The organism is Streptomyces sp. NPDC053560 (assembly GCF_044544605.1).
GTDB lineage: Bacteria > Actinomycetota > Actinomycetes > Streptomycetales > Streptomycetaceae > Streptomyces.
The window spans coordinates 339,383-363,752 of the sequence record NZ_JBITXI010000008.1 but is presented as its reverse complement, the minus strand read 5'-3'; the positions used below and the strand labels follow the sequence as shown (position 1 = coordinate 363,752).

Annotated in this window: 23 protein-coding genes; 12 read left to right on the top strand and 11 right to left on the bottom strand. The window is 71.9% G+C overall.

What is annotated here, in order from left to right; translation table 11 throughout:
• Window positions 1-10 precede the first annotated feature (10 nt).
• From ACIGQF_RS21450 to ACIGQF_RS21430, 5 genes are all read right to left on the bottom strand, one after another.
• A complete protein-coding gene (locus ACIGQF_RS21450) occupies window positions 11-886 on the bottom strand; it encodes an ATP-binding cassette domain-containing protein (RefSeq protein WP_399712381.1) in 876 nt (291 codons plus the stop codon).
• The gene (locus ACIGQF_RS21445) at window positions 883-1,728 is read right to left on the bottom strand and encodes an ABC transporter permease (RefSeq protein ID WP_399712378.1); all 846 of its coding nucleotides are present in this window, start codon (window positions 1,726-1,728) and stop codon (window positions 883-885) included. Before ACIGQF_RS21445 ends, ACIGQF_RS21450 begins: the two co-directional genes overlap by 4 nt.
• 11 nt (window positions 1,729-1,739) lie before the next feature.
• Entirely contained in the window at window positions 1,740-2,789 is a 1,050-nt protein-coding gene (locus ACIGQF_RS21440; RefSeq protein WP_399712375.1) for an ABC transporter permease, read from the bottom strand.
• 26 nt (window positions 2,790-2,815) lie between these two features.
• The gene (locus ACIGQF_RS21435) at window positions 2,816-4,423 is read right to left on the bottom strand and encodes an ABC transporter substrate-binding protein (RefSeq protein ID WP_399712372.1); all 1,608 of its coding nucleotides are present in this window, start codon (window positions 4,421-4,423) and stop codon (window positions 2,816-2,818) included.
• A 152-nt stretch (window positions 4,424-4,575) separates the two neighbouring features.
• On the bottom strand, window positions 4,576-5,487 hold the full coding sequence (locus ACIGQF_RS21430; protein WP_399712369.1) for a LysR family transcriptional regulator: 912 nt from the start codon (window positions 5,485-5,487) through the stop codon (window positions 4,576-4,578).
• 158 nt (window positions 5,488-5,645) lie between these two features.
• On the opposite strand from ACIGQF_RS21430, the gene ACIGQF_RS21425 reads away from it, so the two are divergent.
• The 6 genes from ACIGQF_RS21425 to ACIGQF_RS21400 are packed head-to-tail and all read left to right on the top strand — an operon-like array spanning window position 5,646 to window position 11,715.
• On the top strand, window positions 5,646-6,677 hold the full coding sequence (locus ACIGQF_RS21425) for a fumarylacetoacetate hydrolase family protein (RefSeq protein ID WP_399712366.1): 1,032 nt from the start codon (window positions 5,646-5,648) through the stop codon (window positions 6,675-6,677).
• Entirely contained in the window at window positions 6,674-7,636 is a 963-nt protein-coding gene (locus ACIGQF_RS21420; protein ID WP_399712363.1) for a cyclase family protein, read from the top strand. The genes ACIGQF_RS21425 and ACIGQF_RS21420 overlap by 4 nt, the downstream gene beginning before the upstream one ends.
• 23 nt (window positions 7,637-7,659) lie before the next feature.
• Complete coding sequence (locus ACIGQF_RS21415; protein WP_399712360.1) at window positions 7,660-8,790, top strand: FAD-dependent oxidoreductase; 1,131 nt, start codon at window positions 7,660-7,662, stop codon at window positions 8,788-8,790.
• Window positions 8,787-9,818: an amidohydrolase family protein gene (locus tag ACIGQF_RS21410; RefSeq protein WP_399712357.1), complete on the top strand. Its 1,032-nt coding sequence runs from the start codon at window positions 8,787-8,789 to the stop codon at window positions 9,816-9,818. The genes ACIGQF_RS21415 and ACIGQF_RS21410 overlap by 4 nt, the downstream gene beginning before the upstream one ends.
• Window positions 9,819-9,821: 3 nt before the next feature.
• Window positions 9,822-10,754: a VOC family protein gene (locus tag ACIGQF_RS21405; protein WP_399712353.1), complete on the top strand. Its 933-nt coding sequence runs from the start codon at window positions 9,822-9,824 to the stop codon at window positions 10,752-10,754.
• A gap of 25 nt (window positions 10,755-10,779) precedes the next feature.
• The gene (locus ACIGQF_RS21400) at window positions 10,780-11,715 is read left to right on the top strand and encodes a fumarylacetoacetate hydrolase family protein (protein WP_399712350.1); all 936 of its coding nucleotides are present in this window, start codon (window positions 10,780-10,782) and stop codon (window positions 11,713-11,715) included.
• A 21-nt stretch (window positions 11,716-11,736) separates the two neighbouring features.
• On the opposite strand, the gene ACIGQF_RS21395 is transcribed toward ACIGQF_RS21400, so the two are convergent.
• The 4 genes from ACIGQF_RS21395 to ACIGQF_RS21380 all read right to left on the bottom strand — a co-directional run bounded on the left by ACIGQF_RS21395 (window position 11,737) and on the right by ACIGQF_RS21380 (window position 15,233).
• Window positions 11,737-13,188, bottom strand: coding sequence for a purine-cytosine permease family protein (locus tag ACIGQF_RS21395; protein WP_399712347.1), 1,452 nt, complete (start codon window positions 13,186-13,188; stop codon window positions 11,737-11,739).
• Between the two features lie 178 nt (window positions 13,189-13,366).
• A complete protein-coding gene (locus ACIGQF_RS21390; RefSeq protein ID WP_399712344.1) occupies window positions 13,367-14,314 on the bottom strand; it encodes a zinc-binding alcohol dehydrogenase family protein in 948 nt (315 codons plus the stop codon).
• Between the two features lie 88 nt (window positions 14,315-14,402).
• Entirely contained in the window at window positions 14,403-14,636 is a 234-nt protein-coding gene (locus ACIGQF_RS21385; protein ID WP_399712341.1) for a hypothetical protein, read from the bottom strand.
• Between the two features lie 141 nt (window positions 14,637-14,777).
• The gene (locus tag ACIGQF_RS21380) at window positions 14,778-15,233 is read right to left on the bottom strand and encodes a MarR family winged helix-turn-helix transcriptional regulator (RefSeq protein ID WP_399712338.1); all 456 of its coding nucleotides are present in this window, start codon (window positions 15,231-15,233) and stop codon (window positions 14,778-14,780) included.
• A 188-nt stretch (window positions 15,234-15,421) separates the two neighbouring features.
• Between ACIGQF_RS21380 and ACIGQF_RS21375 the strand changes: the two genes are divergently transcribed.
• Genes ACIGQF_RS21375 through ACIGQF_RS21360 form a run of 4 tightly spaced genes read left to right on the top strand, consistent with a single transcriptional unit; the run spans window position 15,422 to window position 21,238 of the window.
• Window positions 15,422-16,885: an MFS transporter gene (locus ACIGQF_RS21375; protein WP_399712335.1), complete on the top strand. Its 1,464-nt coding sequence runs from the start codon at window positions 15,422-15,424 to the stop codon at window positions 16,883-16,885.
• Window positions 16,886-16,929: 44 nt separating this feature from the next.
• Window positions 16,930-18,765 carry a flavin-containing monooxygenase gene (locus ACIGQF_RS21370; protein WP_399712332.1) on the top strand — a complete coding sequence of 612 codons (1,836 nt, stop codon included), beginning with the start codon at window positions 16,930-16,932 and terminating at the stop codon, window positions 18,763-18,765.
• A 14-nt stretch (window positions 18,766-18,779) separates the two neighbouring features.
• Entirely contained in the window at window positions 18,780-20,474 is a 1,695-nt protein-coding gene (locus ACIGQF_RS21365; protein WP_399712328.1) for a PQQ-binding-like beta-propeller repeat protein, read from the top strand.
• On the top strand, window positions 20,471-21,238 hold the full coding sequence (locus ACIGQF_RS21360) for an SDR family NAD(P)-dependent oxidoreductase (RefSeq protein WP_399712325.1): 768 nt from the start codon (window positions 20,471-20,473) through the stop codon (window positions 21,236-21,238). Before ACIGQF_RS21365 ends, ACIGQF_RS21360 begins: the two co-directional genes overlap by 4 nt.
• A 71-nt stretch (window positions 21,239-21,309) precedes the next feature.
• Here the strand turns inward: ACIGQF_RS21360 and ACIGQF_RS21355 are convergent, their stop codons facing one another.
• Entirely contained in the window at window positions 21,310-22,296 is a 987-nt protein-coding gene (locus ACIGQF_RS21355) for an alpha/beta fold hydrolase (protein ID WP_399712322.1), read from the bottom strand.
• Window positions 22,297-22,440: 144 nt separating this feature from the next.
• Between ACIGQF_RS21355 and ACIGQF_RS21350 the strand changes: the two genes are divergently transcribed.
• Complete coding sequence (locus ACIGQF_RS21350) at window positions 22,441-23,079, top strand: CGNR zinc finger domain-containing protein (RefSeq protein WP_399712319.1); 639 nt, start codon at window positions 22,441-22,443, stop codon at window positions 23,077-23,079.
• A 149-nt stretch (window positions 23,080-23,228) separates the two neighbouring features.
• Here ACIGQF_RS21350 and ACIGQF_RS21345 read toward each other — a convergent pair whose 3' ends face one another.
• Window positions 23,229-23,603 carry an ATP-binding protein gene (locus ACIGQF_RS21345; RefSeq protein WP_399712316.1) on the bottom strand — a complete coding sequence of 125 codons (375 nt, stop codon included), beginning with the start codon at window positions 23,601-23,603 and terminating at the stop codon, window positions 23,229-23,231.
• 376 nt (window positions 23,604-23,979) lie between these two features.
• Between ACIGQF_RS21345 and ACIGQF_RS21340 the strand changes: the two genes are divergently transcribed.
• On the top strand, window positions 23,980-24,369 hold the full coding sequence (locus ACIGQF_RS21340; protein WP_399712314.1) for an STAS domain-containing protein: 390 nt from the start codon (window positions 23,980-23,982) through the stop codon (window positions 24,367-24,369).
• Window position 24,370: the final 1 nt, after the last annotated feature.

The window sequence follows — 24,370 nt, the reverse complement described above, 5'->3', positions numbered from 1 at the left end:
TCGATACGTCCTACGCCGTGTCTTCACCCCTCCCCGTTCCCTCACCACTCCCCGTTCCCGGCTCCGTCCCCGCCGGCCCGTCCCCGGAGCCGGATGCCGTCGGGCCGCCCAGCCGCGGGGCCGCGGCCAGCAGTTCTCTGGTGCGGTCGGCGCGGGGCGCGGAAACCAGGTCGGCGGCGGGACGGTCCTCGATCACCCGTCCCTGGTGCAGCACCGCGATCCGGTCGCAGAGCCCGGCCAGCAGCGCGAGGTCGTGGCTGATGAACAGCACGGCCGTGCCGTGCGCCGCGCGCAGTTCCGTCAGCAGTGTGCAGATCTGCGCCTGGGCCGTCACGTCCAGCGCGCTGGTCGGTTCGTCGGCGATGAGCAGCCGCGCTCTGAGGGCCGAGACCAGGGCGATCGCCACCCGCTGGAGCTGGCCGCCGGAGAGCTGGTGCGGGTAGCGGGCGAGGTGACCGGCGGGCAGGCCGACCCGCTCCACCCCGGCGGCGGCCCGGTGGCGCGCCTCCGCTCGCGTACAGCCGTGCAGCCGCAGCGCGCGCAGCACGGTCGTACCGACCGGCAGGACCGGGCTGAAGGCGGCGGCCGGGTTCTGCGGGATCAGCGCCATGGCGGAGCCGCGCAGCCGGCGCAGCCGCCGTTCCGGCAGCCCGACCAGCTCCTCCCCGGCCAACCGGATGCTGCCGGTCACCCGGGCGCCCGCGTGGTGGGTCAGTCCCAGCACCGTCAGCCCGGCCGTCGTCTTGCCCGCGCCGCTCTCCCCCGCGACGCCCAGGAACTCGCCCCGGCACAGCACCAGTTCGCGGATATGCAGTACCGGTTCGGCCGGCTCGGGGCCGAACGAGACCCGGACGTCGCGCAGTTCCAGGAGGGGCACGGCGGTCACGGCCGGATCCGTGGGGTGTGCCGCGGGTCGAGGCGGTCGCGGAGCACGTCGCCGAGCAGGAAGAAGAGGGCCGCGACCAGCATGATGGCCAGGCCTGGGAAGGTGCCGATCCACCATTGCGTGGTGAAGTAGTTCTGCGACTGCTCCACCATCAGGCCCCAGTCCGGGGTGGGCGGCTGCGGGCCCAGGCCGAGGAAGGACAGTGCGGAGGTGACGAGCAGCACTCCGCCGACATCGGTCGATGCCTGGACCAGCAGGGGGGTCGAGGCGTTGGGCAGGACGTGGCGGAGCAGGATGCGCCGGTGACCGAGGCCGAGGGCCCGGCACGCCTCGGTGTACGGCCGGCCGGCGACCGACGCGGTCTCACCGCGCACCAGCCGGGCGTACCACGGCCACCAGGTCACGGTGAGCGCGACGGTCAGCCCCACCGGACCGGGCGTCAGCACCGTGGCCAGGGCCAGGGCCAGCAGCAGGGCGGGGACTGCCAGGAAGACGTCGGTGAGGCGCATCAGGACCTCGTCGATCCATCCGCCGAAGTAGCCGGCCACCAGCCCCGTCGCGGTGCCCACGAGCAGCGAGACCGTCACCACGGTCACCGCGACGACCGGGCCGACGCGCGCGCCGTACAGCACCCGGGAGAGCACGTCGCGGCCGAGTTCGTCGGTGCCGCACCAGTGGGCCGCGGAGGGCGGGCGCAGGATGCGAGCGGTCTCGGTGGCACCGGTCGCGTCCGCCGGATACGGGGCCAGTACGGGTGCGAGCAGTGCGACGAGGACGACGAGCGCCACACCACCGGTGACGAGAACCAGTGCCGTTCGGCCGCCCCGGGTGGCCCGTGTCATCGCCCACCACCTCACCGCAGGGTGATGCGCGGGTCGAGGGCCGCCTGGGCCAGGTCAACGGCCAGGTTCGCGGCGAGGTACAGCAGAGCGACCAGGAGCGTCACGCCGACGACGGCCGGTGCGTCGAGGGACTGCACCGCGTCGGCCGCGTACCGGCCGAGCCCCGGATAGTCGAACACCGCTTCCACGAGGAAGGTGTTGACCAGCGAGTACCCGAAGATCAGCGCGAGGAGCTGCAGGACCGGGTTCCAGGCGAGCCGCAGCGCGAAGCGGCCGAGGACGGCCCGCTCGGGGAAGCCGAGGGAGCGCACCATCTGGATGTGCGGCTCACCGGCCGCGTCCAGGAGGCTCGCCCGCACCATGCGGGCGACGACGGCCGCCGGGTAGGACGCCACGACGAGGGCCGGGAGGAGCAGGTGGCCGAAGAGGTCGGCGGCCGCCGTCCCGTTGCCGGTGAGGACGGCGTCGAGCAGGGGCAGACCGGTGACGGTGGTCACCGGGTGGGCGGCGAGCACCGCGCGGTCGTGGCTGCCGGCGATCGGCAGCAGGCCGAGCCGGCTCGCGAGGATCGTCTGCAGCAGGAGTGCCAGAAAGAACGTCGGTATCGAGGCGCTCAGCAGCGCACCGGACCGCACCACCGTGTCGGGGGTCCTGCCGTGCCAGCGTACGGCGGCCAGTCCCGCGGGGAGGCCCACCGCCAGCCCGATGACCAGTCCGGCGAGCACCACTTGCAGGGTGTTGGGCAGCAGTGTGAGCAGATCGGTGAGGACGGGGCGGTGGGTGAGGACCGACAGACCCCAGTCGCCGCGCAGCACCCCGGCCACGTACGAGGCGATCTGCTCGGCTGCCGGGCGGTCCAGCCCCAGTTCGGCCCGGATCCGTGCCCGTTCCACGGCCGAGGCCCGCGGCCCCGCCCAGACCCCGGCCGGGTCGCTGGGCACCACCCGGGCGATCAAGTACGTCAGCACCACCACTCCGGTGGCGACCAGGACCGAGAGCGCCGCACGGCGGGCCGCGTAACGGATCACCGGCAGACCGCGGCCGTTCCGGGCACGCTTCATGTCCACCCCCGGGCTGGTGCAGGCGGCTACTGGTGGGTGAGGTCGTGGACGAACACGACGTTCGCGTACGCCGGGTTGTCGACGTAGCCCTTGACGTCCCTGTCCAGCACCCGCTGATAGACATTGGTGCCGAGGAAGAGCTGCACCGCGTCCCTGATGACGATCTCCTGCATCGTGCGGTAGGTCCGCACGGATTCGTCCGGATCCGTCGCCTGGAGCGCACTGACCCGGTCGATGAGCCGGTCGAGCTCGGGGTTGGAGTAGTAGGCGAGGTTGTAGGAGATCTCCTTCTCGCTGCGGAACACGTTGCGGAAGTACGACAGCGGCTCGGGGTCGTCCGGCCACCACCACATGACGAAGATGTCCTGGCGCTTGTCCGGGTCCTTGTCCTTGGCGCGCGGCCACTGCGCCGACGCCCAGGCCAGCCCCTCGACCTTCAGGTCGATGCCGAACGGGCGGAGCTGCGCCTTCATCAGGTCGCCGAGGGTGCGGATGGTGTCCTCGCCCGCGGGATAGGTCATCTCCAGCTCGATGGTCCGGCCGCTGCCCGGGCCGTATCCGGCCTCCTTCAGCAGCTTCCGGGCGCGGTCCTGGTCACCCGGCAGGTCCAGCGTGGTGGTGTGCCCGAACATGCCCTCGGGGATGACGCCGTCGGAGGCCACGAGGGCGCCCCTGCTCGCCTTGATGAGTTCCCCGTAGTCGAGCGCGTTCGCGACCGCCTGGCGCACCCGGACGTCGTCCAGCGGTTTCTTCTGGGTGTTCAGCAGGCCGATCAGGGTCTGCCACGAGGGCCGTTCGTACACGGTGAGGTTCGGCCGGCCGCGCACCGTGTCCAGGAGCTGCGGCGGCAGCCCGCCGGCGTAGTTCCCCTCACCCGAGCTCATGAGCTGCGCCGTCGTGGAGGACTGCGGCACCGACCGGAAGACCACCTTCGTGTAGCGGTTGCCGCGCCACCCGCCCCAGTAGTCCTTGAAGGCCGTCAGCTCCACTTCGTTCTCACTGCCCGGGTTCCACGAGGCGACGGTGTACGGCCCGGTGCCGCGGGCGGTGGCCCGGTAGTCCCCGGCGTCGTCGGAGACCTCGTAGATCCAGGCCGCGTAGGTGGCGGAGGCGATGATGTCCAGTGGCGCCGGGCGGGACAGCTCGAAGCGGACCTGCCGCTTCCCGACCGGGGTGATTTTCTCCACCGGGTACCACACGTAGGAGGCGCTGGCCTTCAGCCTCATGGTGCGCTCGATCGACGCCTGTACCGCCTCGGGGGTCAGCGGGCGTCCGGAGTGGAAACGCACCTTGTCCCGCAGGGTGAAGGTCCAGGTCCGGCGGTCCTCGGACGTGGTCCACCGGGTCGCGAGCACCCCTTCGGTCTTCCCGGTCCGGGCGTTGTACCGGGTGAGGGTCTCGTACATGTTCGCCAGCGCCACCACTTCGTCGGAGTACGAGCGCGCCGGGTCCCACTCGGTCACCAGCCCCCTGCTGGACAGGTACACGAAGGTGTCGTCGTCGCTCCCTCTCTCGCCCCCTCCGGAGCAGCCGGCCGCCAGCAGCAAAAGGATGAGGACGGCGACCACTCCGGCCGCGCGGGGCCGGGGGCGGCGGTGCGCGGGCCGAGAGCCCAGGAGCAGTTGCAACGACATGACCGTGCCTCCCGGAACACACCGGTCAGGGACGTCTGTCGTGCACCGCGCGCGGCGCACGACGGTTGTCAGCATGGCACGGCGCCGTCCGGACGGGCAGGCACGATTGCGCTGTTCCCGCCCGGTCTCTCAGCCGGCCGCGGGGAGACCGTTCAAGCCGTCTCCGCCAGCCCGTTGCCCACGCGTACCGCTGTGTCGCGCAGCCAGGTGTGAGCCGCGTCGTGCAGGTGGACGGGGTGCCACCACAGGGCCTCCTGGAGGGGGACGGCTTCGTAGGGCGGGGGCAGGACGCGGACCGGGGCGACGCCGCCGAGGAGGTGGGCGAGGCGTTGCTGGACCAGTGCGACACGGCGGGTGCCGGCGACCATGAAGGGCAGCAGCTGGAAGCTGTCGACGGAGACCTCGACGCGCGGTTCGATGCCGAGCATGCCCAGCTGGCGGACGGCGGGCGCGTCGTACGTGCGTTGGTAGGTGACCCAGGGCAGGCGGGCCAGGTCCTGGCGGGTGAGCCGCTCGCCCACCTCGGGGTTGTCCTCGGCGACGAGGAAGACCCACTGGTCCTGGTAGAGGTCGGTGGCCGGCAGATCGCTGAGGATACCGTGCGGCATGAGCAGCCCGTCGGCCGTGCTCAGCAGGGTGGCGGCGTCCTCCACCACGGTGTTCGGCGTGTGGGTGAAGCGGAGGCGGATGCCGGGGGCCTCGGCGTGCACGACCCGGGTGAGTGCGGCGCCGAAGACGGCGACGGCGTAGTCGGAGGCCAGGAGGGTGAACTCGCGGCTCTCCGTGGCCGGATCGAAGTCCGCCTGGCTGGTGAACACCCGCTCCAGCAGGTCGCAGGCGGTGGCGGTGCGGTCCAGCAGGACCTGGCCGAGGGCGGTGAGTTCGTACCGGCCGCCGACCCTGGCCAGCAGGCCGTCGTCGAAGTGACGGCGCAGCCGGGCGAGGGCCGCGCTCATGGCGGGCTGGCTGAGACCGACCCGGTGTCCGGCGTGCGTGACGTTGCGCTCCTCCAGCAGGGCGCGCAGCGCGACGACGAGGTTGAGGTCGAGACTCGCCAGGTTCAAGAGGTCTCCAGGTGGCGTGCGAGGGACACGGAGGGCAGTGCTGCCGATGGGGCGGCGCAGGCGTCGAGCATAAACGGGGTGGATAGTGGGGATCCAAGGAATCTATTTCCATGATTGTCCGATGCGGGACCAGACTGGTCGCACCGCAACGGAAGGTCATGTCTGTGGAATCCCCCTCCGCGTCCCCGCACGCACACGCACCGGTATCCGCGCCCTTCGCCGGGCCCTTTGCGCTCGGCACGCTCTCCGCGCGCTCGTCCTCGGCGGAATCCGCCTTCCCCGCGCTGGTCACCCCGGACGAGCGGGTGCTCGATCTCCGGACGGCCCTGCACACACCTCATCTGACGATGCGTGGGGTGCTGGCGGAGTGGGCCGGGGTGTTGCCCGAACTGCACCGGCTCGCCGGAGACGGCGGGCTGCCGTGGCAACCTCTGACCGGCTTCCGGGTGCATGCGCCGGTCGAGCCGCGGCAGGTGTTCCAGTCCGGGGCCAACTACCGTCAGCACGTCATCGACCTGCATGTGGCACACCGCGATCCGGACGACGGCCGGTCCACCGAGGAGGCGCGCGCGGAGGCCGCCGCACTGATGGACCGGCGCGCGGCCGAGGACCTGCCGTACGTGTTCCTCGGCCTGCCGAGCGCGGTCACCGGACCGTACGACGACGTCACCCTGCCCGCATGGGCCGAAAAGCCCGACTGGGAACTGGAGTTGGCGGCCGTCATCGGCCGGGCCGCACACCGGGTGCCGGTGACGGAAGCGCTGGAGTACGTCGCCGGGTACACCATCGCCAACGACCTGACCGACCGCGCCACCGTCTTCCGGCGCGACATGCCGCAGATCGGCACCGACTGGCTGCGGTCGAAGAACGCGCCCGGCTTCACCCCGCTCGGACCGTGGATCGTGCCAGCGGCTTCGGTCGGCGCCCCGCACGACCTGCGGGTGACGCTGAAGCTCAACGGCGAGGTCAAGCAGGACGAGTCCACCAAGGACATGATCTTCGATGTGGCGCGTGTGGTGTCGTACGCCTCGCAGACCGCCCGGCTGCTGCCCGGCGACCTCGTACTGACGGGCAGCCCGGCCGGCAACGGCATGCACTGGGGACGGCTGCTGCGCGCGGGGGACGTCATGGACGCCACCATCACCGGGCTCGGGGCGCAGCGCACCCGTTGTGTCGCCGAGGGGGCGTGACCGTGGACCGCACCGATCCGGAGGGCTCGATCGCGCGGGCCGCCGAGGCGTATTCCAACTGGGGGCGCTGGGGCGACGACGATGTACTGGGCACGCTCAACTTCCTCGACGCGGCCAATCGCCGGGAGGCCGCGGCCCTCGTCCGGCGGGGCGTCAGCTTCTCCCTGTCCCAGCGGTTCGACATGAACGGCCCGCAGAAGGGCTGGCGACGGCGTACCAATCCGGTGCACACCATGCTCGACACCGGCACCGATGCCGCCGCGGGCCACCAGGGCTTCCCGCACGGCCTCGGCGGCGCCGACGATGTGATCGCCATGCCGCTCCAGTGCTCCACCCAGTGGGACGGGCTCGGGCACATCTTCGACCACGGCAGGGCGTGGAACGGCCGCCCCGCCGCGGAGGTCGTCACCTCCGACGGCGACCTGGTCACCGGCATCGAGCACATGGCGCCGTACGTCGCGGGGCGCGGGGTGCTGCTGGACGTGGGCCGGGTGGCCGGCACCGACGGGGAGCTGCCCGACGGCTTCGCCGTCACCGAGGAGCACCTGACGGCGACCGCCGAGGCCGAGGGGGTGACGGTGGGGCGCGGCGACCTCGTGCTCGTCCGTACCGGACAGCTCGCGCGCACCCGGCGTACGGGGTGGGGCGAGTACGCGGGCGGGCCGGCGCCCGGCCTGTCGTTCACCACGGCGGGCTGGCTGCACGGTACGGAGATCGCCGCCGTCGCCACCGACACCTGGGGCTTCGAGGTACGGCCCAACGAGTTCGCGCACGCCTTCCAGCCGCTGCACCAGGTCGCCATCCCCCACATCGGGCTGCTGATCGGCGAGATGTGGGACCTCGACACGCTCGCGGCGGACTGCGCGGCCGACGGTGTGTACGACTTCTGGCTCACCGCCGCCCCACTGCCCATCACCGGAGCCGTCGGTTCCCCCGTCAACCCGATCGCCGTCAAGTGACCGGCAGAACCAGGAAAACCACCATGCCCCCTTCCCCCACCGTCCTCGTCATCGGCGGCGGCGCGGCCGGCAACGCCCTCACCGTCCTGCTGCGCCGGGCCGGCATCGCGGTGGACCTCATCGAGGCCAAGGACGACTGGAACGCCACCGCGGGCTCCGGCATCACCCTCCAGGGCAACGCACTGCGCGTCCTGCACACGCTCGGCGTGTGGGAGCGAGTGGCGGAGTCCGGCTTCGGTTTCGATTCCGTCGGCATCACCGCCCCGGACGGCACCGTCCTGCACGTCCAGCGCGACCTGCGCACCGGCGGTGACGAGCTGCCCGCCACCGTCGGCATGCAACGCCCGCACCTCCAGCGGATCCTCATCGACGCCGTCCGCGCGAGCGGCGCTTCGGTACGCCTCGGGACGAAGGCCGCCTCGCTCGACCAGGACGCCGACGGTGTGTCCGTACGGTTCACCGATGGCTCGGCGGGCCGTTACGACCTGGCCGTCGCCGCCGACGGGATGGGCTCAGCCACCCGCGCGGCGCTCGGCATCACGGACGGGCCCGAACCGACCGGCATGGCCATCTGGCGCGTCGCAGCGCCGCGCCCGGCCGGTGTGACCCGCACCGACCTCGCGTACGGCGGCCCGGCACACATCGCCGGGTACTGCCCCACCGGCGACACCACCCTGTACGCCTACGTCGTCGAGGACCGCCGCGACCGCGCCACCATCCCGCGGGAGTCGTACGCCGACGAGATGCGGGCGCTCGCGCGGCACTACGGCGGCCACTGGCCGGAGATCACCGCGCGGATCACCGACCCGGCGCGGGTCAACTACGCGTGGTTCGACCGGCTGCTGGTCGAGGGCGCCTGGCACCGGGGACGGGTCGTGCTCGCCGGGGACGCCGCGCACTGCTGCCCACCGACCCTCGCGCAGGGCGCGGCGATGTCGCTGGAGGACGCCCTCGTCCTCGCCGAGCTGCTCACCAGCGGCCGGGCCTGGGACGACGCGCTGTTCCGCGACTACTACGAGCGCCGCGTCCCACGGGTGCGGGCGGTCGTGGACGCGTCCGTGCAGATCGGGCAGTGGCAGCTCGACGGGGTACGGGACGCCGATGTGCCCGGGCTGATGGCCCGGATCATGACGATGCTCAGGGAGTCGCCGTGACGGCCGACGCGCTGCCCGCCGCGCAAGGAGGGGCCTCGGCGCGCACCGTGGACGTGCATGCGCACGTCCTGCTGCCCGAGGTGGAGGCGCTGGTCGCCGGGGTACCCGGCGTCGACGCGGCGAGAGCGCTCGACGCGCGCCGCAACGGACCGGCGGCCCTCGCCGTGAGCGGTGCCATGGTGCGCGCACGCCTCCCGAAGCTGACGGACGTCGCCGTACGGCTGACCGCGATGGACACGCAGGGTGTGGACGTGCAGCTGGTGAGCCCGTCCCCGTCGCACTACCACTACTGGGCGGACGAGGAGACGGCCGGGAAGCTGTACCGGCTGGCCAATGAGGCGACGGCCGCGCACTGCGCCCGGGCGCCCGACCGGCTGCGGGGACTGGGGCTCGTACCGCTCCAGCACCCGGACCTGGCCGTCGAGGCGCTGGACCACGCGCGGGCGCAGGGGCTGCTGGGCGTCGAGATCTCCAGCCACGCGCCGGGCCGGGAGCTGTCGGATCCGGCGTACGAGCCGCTGTGGGCGAGGGCCGCGGAGACCGGTTCGCTGCTGTTCCTGCATCCCTTCGGGTGCACGCTCGACGCACGGCTGGACCGGTGGTACTTGTCCAACACCGTCGGCCAGCCCACCGAGAACGCCGTCGCGCTCTCCCATCTGATCTTCTCCGGTGTGCTGGACCGGCACCCCGGCCTCCGCATCATCGCCGCGCACGGCGGTGGCTACCTCCCCACCCACATCGGCCGCAGCGACCACGCCTGGGCCGCCCGCACCGATGCCGCCGGCTGCGCCCGGCCGCCCAGCAGTTATCTGGCGCGCCTGTACTTCGACTCCCTCGTCCACGACCCGCAGGTACTGCGGTCGCTGGTCCGGGCCGCCGGCGCCGACCGGGTACTTCTCGGCTCCGACTTCCCCTTCGACATGGGCACCGAGGACCCGGTCGGCGCGCTGCGCGCGGCAGGACTCCCGGACCCCGACTTCCACGCCGTACGGGGCGGCAACGCCACCGCCCTCCTCCGGAAGGACTGACACATGCGTCTGCTCACCCACCTGCGCCACGTCGACCTCGCCGTACCCGACTACGACAGGCAGCTCGACTTCTACGCCGGCGTCTGGGGCCTGACCAAGGTCGCCGAGGACTCCGGCATCTCCTTCCTCGCCGCCGAGGGCTCCCCCGAGCAGTACGTCGTCCGGCTGCGCAAGGCCGGCGAGAAGCGCCTGGACCTCGTCTCGTACGGCGTCGCGAGCGCCGCGGACGTGGACACCCTGGCCGAGCAACTGCTCTCCTCGGGAGTTGAGTTGGTGTCGCAGCCGGGGAAGGTGGACACCCCTGGCGGTGGGTACGGCTTCCGCTTCTTCGACGGTGACGGGCGCACCATCGAGGTCTCCGCCGATGTCGAGGTGCGGCAGCACCGGAGGATCGAGGAGCGGGAGGCCATCCCGGTCAAGCTGTCGCACGTCGTCCTCAACTCACCCGATCTGAACCGGACTCGGGAGTGGTACGAGCGCCACCTCGGCTTCCGGCTCAGCGACACGCTCAGCTCACCGCGCATGGGCGAGGTCATGCACTTCATGCGGATCAGCAATCAGCACCATTCGATGGCGCTCGCGCAGGGGCCGCACACCGCACTGCACCACATCTCGTTCGAGATGCGCGGCCTGGACGAGTACATGCGCGGGTCCGGGCGGGTGACGCGGGCCGGCTTCCGCAAGATCTGGGGGCCCGGCCGGCACCTGGCGGGCGACAACACCTTCACGTACTTCCTCGACCCGCACGGCAACACCGTCGAGTACACCACCGAGCTGGAGACCCTCGACGAGGACACCTGGCACCCGCACGTCTACGATTTCTCGCAGCCCGAGGTCACCGACCAGTGGGGCACGGCCAATGCCATGAACGAGCTGGTCGCCAAGGAGTCGTTCAACGACCCCGACCGCGGGTGTTTCGTCGCCCCGCCGGTCTGATCCGCCGTCCGCCAGGAGTTCCGCCATGCGCATAGCCACTTACCTGCACGAAGGCCGCCGGCACCGCGGTGTCGTCGAGGACGGCGTCGTCCGCCCGCTGCCCGAGGGCGTCTCCGCCGTCGAGGCCGCGCTCGGGGCACCGGCGTCCGGGCCCGCGGTGCCCCTGCCGCTCGCCGATGTCCGTCTGCTGCCGCCCGTGGAGCCCACCACCGTGCGGGACTTCGTCACCTTCGAGGAGCACGTCGAGGGCGTACGCCGCTCGATCGACGGTGTCGGTGGGGTGCCGCGGGCCTGGTACGACGCCCCGACCTTCTACTTCACCAACCCGTACTCGGTCATCGGCCCGGGCGACGACGTCCCCGTCCCGCCCGGCTGCCAGGCCCTCGACTTCGAGTTGGAGGTCGCCGCCGTCATCGGGCGCGAGGGCCGCGACCTCACCCCGGAACAGGCCCGCGACCACATCGTCGGGTACACGGTGTTCAACGACTGGTCGGCGCGTGATCTGCAGTCCCGCGAGATGCAGGTCGGCCTCGGCCCCTGCAAGGGCAAGGACACGGCCGCCACCCTCGGGCCGTACCTGGTCACCGCCGACGAGCTGGAGCCGTACCGGGACGCCGACGGGTTCCTCCGGCTCGCGCTCACCGCCTCGGTGAACGGCGAGGTCGTCGGCACCGACCTGCTGTCCAACATGAGCTGGACCTTCGAGGAGATGGTCGCCTACGCCTCGCGGGGCACCGTGGTGCGCCCCGGAGACGTCCTCGCGTCCGGCACCTGCGGCAACGGCGGCTGCCTGGCCGAGCTGTGGGGCCTGCGGGGCGAGCAGTCGCCGCCCCCGCTGCGGCCCGGTGACACCGTCACCCTCACTGTCGAAGGGCTCGGCACCGTCTCCAACACCGTGGTGCCGGGCCCCGAGCCGGTACCTCTTCCGGCCGGTCGCCGCCGCGCCCGTGAGCGGCCGTGAGGGCGGTACCGGAACCGGCCTCTACCGCGCCGGTTCGGTGACCGCCACCGGCTCCTCCGCCACCGTCTCCGCTGCCGGCTGCGCCGGTGCGGGCGTGCCGCCGTCCCGCACCCACAACGGCTTCAGCCGGTACGTCAGGAGGTACAGGAGCGCGGCGGCGCCGGCCGCGACGAACATGCTCAGGTCGCCCATGTGCGGGAACTCGGCCGCGAACGGGCCGGTGAAGAGGGCGGACCGCCAGAACGGCACCGAGGCCAGCACGCCGCCCGCCCAGGCGACGAGCCCCCAGTTCAACACCCGCTTGCGGTCGTACAGTTCGGCGATGCGGGCCGGGTCGTTGCGTCCGCCCAGGTAGTAGTCGAGCAGCAGCACGGTGGCGAAGGGCGCGATGAAGTACGCGGTGAGGTTGAGGAAGACCGCGAACTTGTCCTCGGTACCGGCCTCGCCCCACAGGCTGATCACGTAGGCCAGCGCGCAGATGACGACGACGGCCTGGGTGCGGCTGACCGGGATCTTGAGGGTCTGGACGGAGATCGCGCCGCCGTAGACGTTGAGGAAGTTCTGCGCGAGCGCGGAGAGAGTGATCGCGATCAGTGCGGGCACGGCGAACGGCCCGGCCAGCTGGTGCAGCGCGGTGATGGAGTCCGCGCTGGTGGCGTGGCCGCCCACCAGGACGCCCAGGACACCGAGCCAGCAGATGGTGACGAAGTTGCCGAGCCCGGTGTACAGGGTCGTACGCCGCACGACCTTCGGGTTGTCGGGCAGGTAGCGCGAGTAGTCCGAGGCGAAGGGCGCCCAGGCGACGAGGAAGGAGAGGAAGCCGGCACCGAAGGTGATCCAGCCGCCGGTGGCGCCCAGGTAGCCGGAGGCGTGCGGGTTGGCCTCGAAGGTGCCGGCGCCGCGCACCAGCGCCACGACGGTGATCAGCAGGAACAGCGGGGTGAGGACGTAGGTCAGCATCCGCTGCAGGAAATTGATCATGTTGTAGCCGTAGACGGCCACCACCACTTCGACCGCGGTCAGCACCAACGCGCAGGCCCAGAACGGCAGATGGGTCAGCTCGGCGAACGCCTTGCCGCCGAGGATGACGGTGACGGCCGCCCAGCCGACGCCGGCGAAGACGTTGATGTAGGCGACCGGCAGGAAGTTGCCGAAGAAACCGAGCGGGCCGCGCGCCTGGATCTGCTGCGGCACACCCAGCCGTACGCCCATCCGGGACATCACGGCCATCAGTACGGAGCCCACCGCGGCACCGGCCACGATCGCGGCGACCGCGGCACCGAAGCTCAGCCCGAGGCCGGCCGCACTGAATCCCAGCAGGATGATCGGGAAGTTCAGTCCGGCGGCGAACCACACGAAGAACTGTGAACTGGATTTGCCGTGCCGTTCACTCTCGGGAATGTGGTCGACCCCGAAGGGTTCGACCTTCGCGACCGCGCTGCCGTACAACGGCGCCGAGGCGTCGTGGGTCATGACGATGCTCCTGAAAACGGAGAAGAGGGGTTCTTCAGAGGGAGGGAAACGGGTCCGAAGGTTTCACCAGGGCAAAGATGCCGGCTGCGAGATGTCGAAGAACCCGTCCGCCACTGTAGACCAGCGGAGCGACGTCGTGGTAATGCGCGAAATGCCGTGGAGAGACCCGTCCGGTGCCTCACATGAGGACCGCGACCGTACCCGGGACACCGCCGGCGGTACGGGCCGCCAGAGCACGGTTCAGTTCGGCGAAGGGGTACGTGGTGGCGTTCAGCCGCAGCGTGCCGTCGCCGAGCTCGGTCAGCAGGGTGGCGAACACCTCGTCGGGGACATGGCGGCGGACCATGTTCATCGGCAGCAGGCTCACGTCGGCGGCCAGCAGGTTGGGCAGGTCGACGGTGAGGGTCTTGCCGGCGACGTAGCCGATCATCACGACCCGGCCACCGGGCTTCATGGCGGGCAGGAGGACCGGGACGGTGTCGCCGCCCACGGTGTCCAGCACCGCATCGATCCCGCCGTCCCCCGCGAGGCGCCGCACCGTCCCGGCGTCCCGGCCCACCACGACCTCGGCCGCGGCGGCGGGCACGCTCGCCGCCTCCTCCTCGGTGCGTACGAGGGCGATGACATGCCCGCCGGCCCGCGCGGCCAGCTGTACGGTCAGCGAACCCACACCGCCGGCCGGGCCGGTGACCAGGACCCGTTCGCCGGCGCGTACCCGGCCGACCGGTTCGGCGGCCGCCCACGCCGTGGTCAGGGGCGAGTAACAGGTGGCGGCCAGCGCCGCGTCGGCGCCGGCCGGGATCGGGCGCAGCGCCGATGACGGGAGGACGGCCTGTTCGGCCCAGGTGCCGGGCCGCTGCAGGCCGACGCCACCGCCGCGGATCAGTACCCGCTTGCCCACGAGCGACGGGTCGCCCGCGAGCACGGTGCCGGTGCCGGCCGTGCCGGGGGTGAAGGGCAGCTCGGGGCGGTAGGCGAAGGTGCCGGACATCACGGTGAGGTCCAGGTGGGTGACCGCTGCGGCTTCCATGGCGACCAGAGCCTCGCCGTCCGGTGCCGTCTCGGGCCGCGCCGTCTCCTCGATCTCGACGGTCGTGCCCCAGGTGTGCAGGCGGGATACCAGCATGTCGAACCTCTTGCGCTTCTCGGTGGCCGACCAGGCGTGCCGGGAGGGGACGCCGGGTCGTGTGCGGTGCGTGCGGCCTCCGGCGATCCTATGGGGCGGGGTCCCCGGCGGAACGGACCGGTGCGGCGCCGCGGGCGGACTGCTCGACGGCGTGGCCGAGCGAGAAGAGCCCGTCGAGCCGGTCGGGGTGTCCGACGAGTTGCAGCCCCAGCGGCATGCCCCGGCCGTCCCGGTGGCCCGGTGCAGGGCCGTACGCATGTCGGCGGAGATCTCGCCGCGCCTTCCGCAGCAGGGACTCGTTCCCCGGTCCGGCCTGCGCCACGGTCGCCCTCGTCTCCTCGCGTCCCCGCTCCGGCCGTGGCCCGAGCGGGAAGGTGCCAAAAATGAGCATCGTTGCAGCTGACAACGGCTCACGGAACACCTGCGAAGAGACGTACCGCCGGCACGGCCGGCCGTCGTGGCGTCAGGGACGCGGCCAGGGGCGGCCGCCGATGCGCTCGATGCCGGTGTTGAAGCGCCGCAGGTAGCCGGCGAAGGCCGCGATGTCCTCGTCGGACCAGTCCACGAGGATGTCGTCCAGTATGTGGATCAGGTCCTCGCGTTCCTCGTCGAGCATCTGCGTGCCCTTGTCCGTGATCCGGAACTTGCGGGCCATGCCCCCGGCGGGATCGGGGATGCGCTCGACGAGACCGGCACGCATCGCCGCGGCCGTCTGCCGGTTGAGAGTGGAGGCGTCGAGGCCGAAGGCGTCACTCAGCTCGCCGATCGACATCGGCCCCTGCATGCGGATGCGGCTGAGCAGGACGTAGGCGCTGCGCTCCAGCGCACCGTCCTTGTGCCGGCCGCCCCGCTTGTTCAAGAACGTGTGGCGACTGAGCAGCATCTGCTCGTACTCGACCTCGTGCGTCGGCCTGACCATGCGTCCCGCCGCCTCCTGCTTCCCGCTCCTGCCGCGCCGCTGACGCATCGCGCCTCTGGGTGGTTCCTTGCCGTCATCCTCTCACGAAGATGCATCACGCACACAATGTGGCCCATACATGTGACGTGTACGATGCACATCGCTGCGAGCACAGTCGTGGTGCCGTGAACACAGTCAAGGAGTCCGCCATGGACGCCCCTCGCTCGACATCCCGCCCAGGTGGCGTGGTCGCCACGCTGGCGGTCGCCGGCATCACGGCGGCGACCACCCAGACGCTGGTCACCCCGCTCCTCGCCGAGCTGCCGGCGATCCTGCACACCAGCGCCTCCAACGCCGCCTGGGTGATCACCGCCACGCTGGTGGTGGGCGCCGTCTGTGTCCCCGTCTTCGGCCGGCTCGGGGACCTGGTCGGCAAGCGCCGGATGCTGCTCGTGTGCGCCGTGCCGCTGGTGGCCGGCTCGGTGGTGTGCGCGCTCGCCTCCTCCGTACTCCCGATGATCGCCGGACGGTGCCTTCAGGGCATGGGGATGGGCATGGTGCCGCTCGGCATCGCCCTCCTGCGCGATGTGGTCCCGAAGGAGAAGCTCAGCTCCTCCATCGCACTGGTCAGTGCGTCCATGGGCATCGGCGGCGGGCTCGGCCTGCCCATCGCCGCCGCCGTCGCCCAGTACGCCAGCTGGCGCGCGCTCTTCTGGGGCTGCGCCGGGCTGGCCGTGGTGGTCGCAGCCCTGCTGTGGTTCTTCATCCCGGACGTACCGGCCGGCGCCAGGGGCCAGCGCTTCGACGGTCCCGGCGCCATCGGGCTCGGCGCCGGCCTGGTCTGCCTGCTGCTCGCGGTCTCCAAGGGGGCCGACTGGGGCTGGAGTTCGGCCACCACGCTCGGCCTCCTCGCCGCCGCCGTCGTGGTCCTGGCCCTCTGGGGCTGGTGGGAGCTGCGTACGCGGGACCCGCTGATAGACCTGCGCACCACCGCCCGCCCCCGCGTGCTGCTCACCAACGCCGCCTCGGTCTTCGTCGGCTTCGGCATGTACGCCGGCATGCTCGTGATGCCGCAGCTGCTCCAGTTCCCCGAGGCCACCGGTCACGGCCTGGGACAGTCGATGCTCGCTGCGGGCCTGTGGATGGCGCCCGGCGGCATCATGATGATGCTGGTCTCCCCGCTCGGCGGGAAGCTCACCGACGCCCGCGGCCCGAAGTTCACGCTGATCTGCGGCGCCCTGGTCATCGCCGCCGGCTACGGGCTGTCCATGGCGCTGATGGGCACCGCCTGGGGCATGATGCTCTTCGCCATCGTGATCAACAGCGGGGTGGGCCTCGCGTACGGCTCCATGCCCGCGCTCATCATGAGTGCGGTCCCGCAGTCGGAGACCGCCGCGGCCAACGGCTTCAACACCCTGATGCGCTCGCTGGGCACCTCGGTCGGCGCCGCCGTGATCGGCGTGATCCTCGCCCAGCTCACCACCACGGCGGGCGGCCACACCTTCACCTCCGAGAGCGGCTTCCGCACCGCCCTGCTCGTCGGCTGCGGCATCGCGCTGATCGCCGTCGCGATCGCGGCCGCCGTACCGGGCGGGCCGCGCGCCGCCGCCGACGCCGCCCCGGCCACCGGGACCGAACCCGGACACCTCGCCTCCGCACCGCGGCACGGCTGACAGCCCGTACCGCAGCACCGCCACAGAGAGGAACAGGACCGCCGATGTCCTACCCCCACAGCCCGTCCGGCTCCTCCCCCGCCGGGGAACCCGCACTCGACCTCGACGCCCTCAAGGCCCGCTACCGGGCCGAGCGGGAGCGCCGGATCCGGCCCGAGGGCGGCCGCCAGTACCAGCCCGTCACCGGCCGGTTCGGGTACTACGACGAGGACCCGTACACCGAGGCAGCGCCCGCCCGTGAGCCGCTGCGCGACGCGGTCGAAGTGGTCGTCCTCGGCGGCGGGTTCGGCGGTCTCCTCGCGGGCGCCCGCCTCCGCCAGGCGGGCGTGGAGTCGATCCGGGTGATCGAGAAGGGCGGCGACTTCGGCGGCACCTGGTACTGGAACCGGTACCCCGGCATCCACTGCGACATCGAGTCGTACATCTACATGCCGCTGCTGGAGGAGGTCGGCTACGTCCCGAAGTGGAAGTACGCGCCGGGCGAGGAGATACGGCAGCACGCGCAGGCCATCGCGCGTACCTTCGGCCTCTACCGCGACGCCGTGTTCCAGACGCAGGTGACCGGGCTGCGCTGGGCCGATGAGACGGACGAGTGGCTGGTCAGCACCGACCGGGACGACCTGATCAGGGCCCGGTACGTGATCACGGCCAGCGGCACGCTGAGCGAGGCCAAGCTCCCGGGCATCCCCGGCATCGAGACGTTCCGGGGCCACACGTTCCACACCAGCCGCTGGGACTACACCTACACCGGCGGCGACGCCGACGGCGGCCTGCACAAGCTGGCCGACAAGCGGGTCGCCCTGATCGGCACGGGCGCCACGGCCATCCAGTGCGTGCCCCACCTCGGCGCGGACGCGGAGCGGCTTTACGTGTTCCAGCGGACGCCCTCCTCGGTCGACGTGCGCGGCAACCGCCCCACGGACCCCGAGTGGGCCGCCGCCCTCTCCCCCGGCTGGACGCGGAAGCGCAGGGACAACTTCCTCACCCTCGTCACCGGCGGCCGGGTCGAGGAGGACCTGATCGACGACGGCTGGACCAGCAGCGCCCGGCTCCAGCAGAAGCTCATCCCGAGCGACAGCTACCGGGACGTGCCGCCCGAGGAGCGGGAGCGCGCCTACGAACTCGCCGACTACCAGAAGATGGACGAGATCCGGGCGCGGGTCGACGAGGTCGTCACGGACCCGAGGACGGCCGAACTGCTCAAGCCGTGGTACCGCTACATGTGCAAGCGGCCCACGTTCAGCGACAGTTACCTGCAGACCTTCAACCGGCCCAACGTCACCCTGGTGGACACCGCCGACAGCCACGGCGTGGAGCGCATCACCGAGAACGCCGTCGTGGTCGGCGGCGTCTCGTACGAGGTCGACTGCATCATTTTCGGCACCGGCTTCCAGGTCGGCGTCTCGGGCATCACCTCCGGACGGCTGCCGGTGCGCGGCAGAGGAGGCATCACCCTGCCCGAGGCGTGGCGGGAGGGCCCCCGGACGCTGCACGGCTTCTACAGCCACGGCTTCCCCAACCTCTTCCAGCTCGGCCCGCTGCAGAACGCCAGCTCGGTGAATTACGTGCACATCCTCGACGAGCAGGCGACCCACGTCGCCGAGGTCGTCGCCGGGGCACGCGCACGGCGGGCCCGGTACGTGGAACCCACCGCCGAGGCCGAGGCCGCCTGGGTCGCGACGATCCGCGAGAAGGCGCCCGACCTGTACGCGTTCCAGGCCGAGTGCACCCCCGGCTACTACAACAACGAGGGCATGCCGCGGAAGCGCAGCGAGTCGTACGGGGACGGGCCGGTCGCCTTCCACGCGCTGCTCCGGGAGTGGCGCGCCAACGGCGGCCTGGACGAGGTGCTCGTCGAGGCCGGGCCGGACGAGACCTGAGGAGGAGCGCGACGATGACGGAGCATTCCAGCCGGTACGGCTCCACCGTGTCCGCACCGGCCTCGGGCAGTACGCGGTGGGACGTGCGGCGGCTCAACCCGCCCAGTCCGCTGTGGGGTTCGAACGGTGTCGCGTTCGGGCCCGACGGGCGGCTGTACGCCGCGCAGTTCCTGGCCGGGCAGATCAGCGCCGTGGACCCGGCCACCGGGGACGTCGAGACGATCGTGCCGATGGACGGTCCGGTGCAGTCGCCGGACGACCTCGCCTTCGGCGCCGACGGCTCGATGTACATCACCGACCTGGTCCCGGGGCGGGTGTGGCGCCGCAGCCCGCAGGGCGAGTACCGCCTCGTCTCCGACGAGGTGCAGGTGCCCAACGGCATCACCTGCATCGGCGACCGGCTCTTCGTGAACGAGATGAGGATGAACGGCCGGCTGCTGGAGCTGTTCCCGGACAGCGGTGCCGCACCGAAGGTGCTCACCGAGGGGCTGGCCCTGGGCAACGCGATGCAGCTCGGCCCCGACGGCCATCTGTACTACCCGCACATGGTGACGGGCCAGGTCTGGCGGATCCCTCCGGACGGCGGCGCCCCGGAAGTGGTCGCCGAGGACGTGCACGAACCGGTCGCGGTCCGCTTCGACCGGGGCGGTGTCCTGATGGTCCTGTCCCGGGGCCGGTCCGGCATCGTGACCCGTATCGACCTGCACGGCACGGGTTCCCGGTCTCTCGTCACCAGCGGACTCGTGGGCCTCGACAACGCGGCGTTCGACACCGAGAACCGGATGTTCGTCTCCAGCTTCGCCACCGGCGGCATCACCGAGCTCCACCCCGACGGCCGGACGCGGGAGATCGTGCCCCGCGGCCTCGACGGCCCCTTCGGGGTGACCGTGGACCTGGGCGGCACGGTGTACGCGGCCGACCACTACCGCGTCGCCGGGCCGGAGAGTCAGCCGGCGGACGGCACGGACGAGGTCACCACGCACGTCCTGCGGCCCTTCGCGCACGGCATCGCCGCCGACAACGGGCTGCTGCATCTCACCTCGCAGTACGGCGAGGTCACCACCTACGACCCCGAGCGCGGCACCACCCGTGTCCGGGCGGCCGGGCTGCGGCGGCCGACGGGCATCACGGTGCGGCCGGACGGCGGGCTGGCCGTCGCGGAGACGGACGGCGGCCGGGTCCTGGCCCTGGACGAGGGCGGCGAGGGGGGCTTGGCGGGGCACGACACCGTGACCGTGCTCGCCGAAGGGCTCGACCGTCCCGTGGATGTGGCGTTCGACGCCGCGGGGCTCTGTTACGTGAGCGACGAGCGGCGCGGCGCCGTGCTTCGTATCGAGGCCGGGCGTGCCGAGACCGTCGTGGCCGGGCTCGCTGCCCCGCAGGGGCTGGCCGTGCTGGGCGACGAGGTCTTCGTCGTGGAGACCGGCTCGCGGAAGCTGCGGGCCGTGTCGCTCAGCACCGGGGCGCACCGGATCGAGGCCGAGGACCTGCCGGTCGGGCTGCCGCCGGGCACCGGGCCCCGTGCCGATCCGGCGCTGTTCACCCACGGCATGCCCGGCGTGCCGCGGCAGTTCGCCGGCCTCGCCGCGGCGCCGGACGGCTCGCTGCTGCTCTCGGCCAACGGCGAGGGAACCGTACTGCGCCTCTCTCCCCGCGAGGGAGCCACCGTTCAGCGTGCCGGAGCCCCCGGCGGAGAGGAAACCCCATGACGAAGAGAGGCCTGTCGGGACGTGGTGTCGTGGTCACCGGAGCCGCCTCCGGCATCGGCCGGGCCGCGGCCCTGAAGTTCGCGGTGGAGGGCGCCCGGGTACTGGCCGCGGACCTGAACGGGGACGGCGCCGAGGACGTCGTCCGCGAGATCGGGAAGGCCGGGGGCACGGCGCTCGCCGTCGCCGGTGATCTCAGCGACCAGCAGGTGGTGGACGCGGTCGTCGAGCGGGCGGTCGCGGAATTCGGCGGTGTGGACGTCCTGGTGAACAACGCCGGGATCATGGACCGGATGTCGGCGCTGGGCGAGACCGACGACACGGAGTGGGAGCGCGTCCTACGGATCAACCTGACCGCGCCCTTCCTGCTGACGCGCGCCGTGCTGCCGCACATGCTCGACGCGGGGCGCGGGTCGATCGTCTTCACCGCCTCCGAGGCCGGCCTGCGGGGCGGCGCGGCGGGCGCGGCCTACACCGCTTCGAAGCACGGTGTGGTCGGCCTGGTGAAGAGCCTCGCCGTGATGTACCGGAAGCAGGGCATACGGGCCAACGCCATAGCCCCCGGCCCCACCGCCACCAGCATCAGTGTCGACGCGGTGCCCGAGGCGCACGGGCCCGCCCTCATCGGCCAGTTGATCGGCGCGAACATCGGCCGGCTGGGCAGCGCCGAGGAGCAGGCGGACGCCCTCGTCTTCCTGGCGTCCGACGCGGCGGCGTTCATCAACGGTGCCGTCCTCCCGGTCGACGACGCCTGGTCGGCCGTCTGACGCAGGAGGCACGCGAGGGCCGTGCCGCGTGAACAGTCGCGCGGCACGGCCCGTTGACGCGGGCGTGCGGGTCAGTCCTCCTTCGGCAGATGGCCGAGGAAGTCCAGCAGCGCCTCGTTGACCTCGGCGGGGCGCTCCTGCTGGGTCCAGTGGCCGCAGCCGGGGAGCGTCACCTTGCGGTGCAGCTTCGGCGCGACCTTGTCGAGGGCGTCGACGATCCGGTCGATGCCGTGCAGCGAGGTGACCATGTCGCGGTCGCCGGTGACGTACAGCGCCGGTACGTCGATGCCGCGGCCTCGGAAGACCGCGAGGAGTTCGTTGTTCCGCTCGATGTTGCGGTACCAGTTCAGAGGCCCGGTGAAGGCCCGGTCACCATGGTTCGCGTAGTCGCGGGCGAAGGTGTCGATGTCCTCCGGGGTGAGCCAGGACGGCAGCTCGGGGTCCGGGCCGGTACCGAGCAGCGGGGTGCCCTCGGGGACGACCCAGGGGCGCGGCTTTTCGTTGGCGGGGTTGTCGCCCGAACCGTTGAACAGCATCCGGCGGAAGGTCGAGGGCAGGTCCCGGGCCAGCTCGGCGTCCGCGACGCCCGGCTGCTGGAAGTAGACCTGGTAGTAGCGGTCGCCGTACTGCTGCCGGCTGACGGACGGCGGCGCCATCCCGGCGGGCAGCACCGGCGGCACGCTGAGCCCGGCGACGGCCCGTACGACGTCCGGGCGGAGCATGGCCGTCGTCCAGGCGACCGGCGCGCCCCAGTCGTGCCCGACGACCACGGCCCGCTCCTCGCCCAGCGCGTGGATCAGGGCGATCACATCGCCGGTGAGGTGCAGCAGGCTGTACGCATCGGCGTCGGCGGGCTGCGTACTGCGGGCGTACCCCCGCTGGTCGGGCGCGACGACCCGGTACCCGGCCTCGGCCAGCGGCCCGAACTGGTGGCGCCAGGAGTACCAGCTCTCCGGAAAGCCGTGCAGCAGGACGACCAGAGGTCCCTCGCCCTGCTCCGCGATGTGCAGCTTGACCCCGTTGACCTCGACGAAGCGGTGCTCGATCCCGGCAGTCACATGTCCTCCTGACGTGGGTGTGGACAGTGCGGTCCGGGACTGCCCCGGACGACATGAGCAAAAGCTTACGCTCATGTCATAGCCCCCTGTCATCCCCTCCCGTCGAAGACCGGCTATCGATATTCGGACGCGTACCATGGGCGCATGAACTGGCCGGCCACCGAGCGCTACTACCCCACCGCCGTGCCCGGCGGCCTCGGCCTGGTCCAGGATCTGCTGAATACCGCGTCCGGCGGACGGCCACGTCAGCCCGACCTGCTGGCGGAGGTGGCGTCCGCGCAGGAGTGGGCCGCGACGGCGCTGCGCTCCTGGGCCGAGGGCACCGGGCGCGGCCGGGTGCGGCTGACGCTCACCGAGGAGGATCTGCCGGAGCTGCGACGGCTGCGCGAACAGCTGCGGCGGGCGCTGACCGCCCGGCAGGGCGCGGCGGACGCCGATGCCGTGCGCTTCACCTCGTGCACGCTCCGGGTCAGCCTGCACGGGGACGCGGCGCTGACCGCCGAGCCCGAGGGCGAGGGCTGGCGCTGGCTGACCTCCGCGGTACTGGGCGAGGCACTGCTGGCGCAGGCCACCGGGGTCTGGCAGCGGCTGAAGATCTGCCGCAACGAGAAGTGCGGCGGCGCGTTCTACGACCGCTCGCGCAACAACAGCGGGGTCTGGCACTCCACGCGCGGCTGCGGCAACGCCGCCAATCTGCGCGCCTCCCGGCAGCGCCGCCGCGAGCGGGAACGGGAATGCGGACAGGATCGCGTCTCGGAACACGCGGACGGGCCGGGCGGCTGAGAAGTCACGGCCGGATCACCGCGGCCGCGGATCGGTCGAGGTGGGACACCTCGGTCAGTGGGCCCGGCGCGCCGTGTGCCGTCGGCGCCGCTCCGAGGTGTGTGGCCGGACGTGCCGGCCGACGGACGGCACAGCCACGCTCCCGGCCGTCAGGCGCACAGGGCGTTGTCGGACTGCTGCCAGCGGGCCCGCACCGACTTGCCGTCCGGCAGGTTCACGACCTCCACATCGGTCGCCAGCCGCTGGACGATGTGCCAGCCATGGCCGCCCGCGCCGCCCAGGTCGCCCTGGCGCGCTACGGGTGCCGCAGCGCTCGCGTCGTGGAGCTCCACCACCAGGAAGCCCTCCTGCACCGAGACGTTCAGCCGCCACCAGCCCGAGGCGTGCCGTTCGGCATTGGCGATCAGCTCGGACACCACGAGTACCACCGCATCCCGGTCCACCCATGGGCATTGCTCCGTCAGGAAGGCGGCTGTGGCGCGCCTGGCCTGGGAGACGTCGGCCTCCTGCGAACTCGTGATCATCCCGCTCGTTCCTCCGGTACGCACCGGTATCCCGCTGTGGGCGCGGCGGAAGCATGCGCACACTTGTCGCATGGTACGGGTTCCGTCCCGCACTGTGCTGTTCCGCGTCGCCATGTTCGGAGGTGCTGGTGCCCGCCGTGGCAGCTCTCACACCGGCCCGCCCGGAAGAGGGCCGAGGCACGTCCCTGCGGCACGGCCCCTTCCGCAGGTCGTGCGCCGGGTGGGGCGCGGAATTCTTCTTGGGGTGACACATGTTTAAGTCCCCCATTCGGGGCAGTACGTGAGTGGGAACCGTCAGCACACCCGTGCCCGCGTACCCGGCCGACCCGACCGGCCGGCACTCGGGCCGGCCACCCCCACAGGAGGTACCGCGCTCGTGTCCACCGACAACGAAGCACTGAACGTCGAGGTCGAGGTCGAGGTCCGGAGCGCCGACACCGCCGTCGTCACCGTCGGCGGCGAGCTGGACCTCGACTCGGCGACCTTGCTCCACCACCATCTGGTCAACCAGCTCCACCACGGCCGCAAGCACCTTGTACTGGACCTGGCCGCCCTGGACTTCATGGACTCCATGGGCCTGAACGTCCTGCTGCGCGCGACCCGGGAGGCGCGGCAGGTGTCCGGCAACCTCTACGTCGCGGCCGTGACGCCCGCCGTGAGCCGGCTCCTGGACCTGACGGGCCTGAGCGCCACCAGCCCCGTCTACGCGACCGTGGCGGACGCCCTGGCCGCCATCGACACCGCCCCGGCCGCTCCGCGGGCGTAGC

What these genes read in the sequence shown, in the direction of transcription:
- ACIGQF_RS21445 (WP_399712378.1), bottom strand. Translation starts at nt 1,728, where the DNA reads ATGACACGGGCCACCCGGGGCGGCCGAACGGCACTGGTTCTCGTCACC.
- ACIGQF_RS21440 (WP_399712375.1), bottom strand. Translation starts at nt 2,789, where the DNA reads ATGAAGCGTGCCCGGAACGGCCGCGGTCTGCCGGTGATCCGTTACGCG.
- ACIGQF_RS21435 (WP_399712372.1), bottom strand. Translation starts at nt 4,423, where the DNA reads ATGTCGTTGCAACTGCTCCTGGGCTCTCGGCCCGCGCACCGCCGCCCC.
- ACIGQF_RS21425 (WP_399712366.1), top strand. Translation starts at nt 5,646, where the DNA reads ATGTCTGTGGAATCCCCCTCCGCGTCCCCGCACGCACACGCACCGGTA.
- ACIGQF_RS21415 (WP_399712360.1), top strand. Translation starts at nt 7,660, where the DNA reads ATGCCCCCTTCCCCCACCGTCCTCGTCATCGGCGGCGGCGCGGCCGGC.
- ACIGQF_RS21405 (WP_399712353.1), top strand. Translation starts at nt 9,822, where the DNA reads ATGCGTCTGCTCACCCACCTGCGCCACGTCGACCTCGCCGTACCCGAC.
- ACIGQF_RS21400 (WP_399712350.1), top strand. Translation starts at nt 10,780, where the DNA reads ATGCGCATAGCCACTTACCTGCACGAAGGCCGCCGGCACCGCGGTGTC.
- ACIGQF_RS21395 (WP_399712347.1), bottom strand. Translation starts at nt 13,188, where the DNA reads ATGACCCACGACGCCTCGGCGCCGTTGTACGGCAGCGCGGTCGCGAAG.
- ACIGQF_RS21390 (WP_399712344.1), bottom strand. Translation starts at nt 14,314, where the DNA reads ATGCTGGTATCCCGCCTGCACACCTGGGGCACGACCGTCGAGATCGAG.
- ACIGQF_RS21380 (WP_399712338.1), bottom strand. Translation starts at nt 15,233, where the DNA reads ATGGTCAGGCCGACGCACGAGGTCGAGTACGAGCAGATGCTGCTCAGT.
- ACIGQF_RS21375 (WP_399712335.1), top strand. Translation starts at nt 15,422, where the DNA reads ATGGACGCCCCTCGCTCGACATCCCGCCCAGGTGGCGTGGTCGCCACG.
- ACIGQF_RS21370 (WP_399712332.1), top strand. Translation starts at nt 16,930, where the DNA reads ATGTCCTACCCCCACAGCCCGTCCGGCTCCTCCCCCGCCGGGGAACCC.
- ACIGQF_RS21365 (WP_399712328.1), top strand. Translation starts at nt 18,780, where the DNA reads ATGACGGAGCATTCCAGCCGGTACGGCTCCACCGTGTCCGCACCGGCC.
- ACIGQF_RS21360 (WP_399712325.1), top strand. Translation starts at nt 20,471, where the DNA reads ATGACGAAGAGAGGCCTGTCGGGACGTGGTGTCGTGGTCACCGGAGCC.
- ACIGQF_RS21350 (WP_399712319.1), top strand. Translation starts at nt 22,441, where the DNA reads ATGAACTGGCCGGCCACCGAGCGCTACTACCCCACCGCCGTGCCCGGC.
- ACIGQF_RS21345 (WP_399712316.1), bottom strand. Translation starts at nt 23,603, where the DNA reads ATGATCACGAGTTCGCAGGAGGCCGACGTCTCCCAGGCCAGGCGCGCC.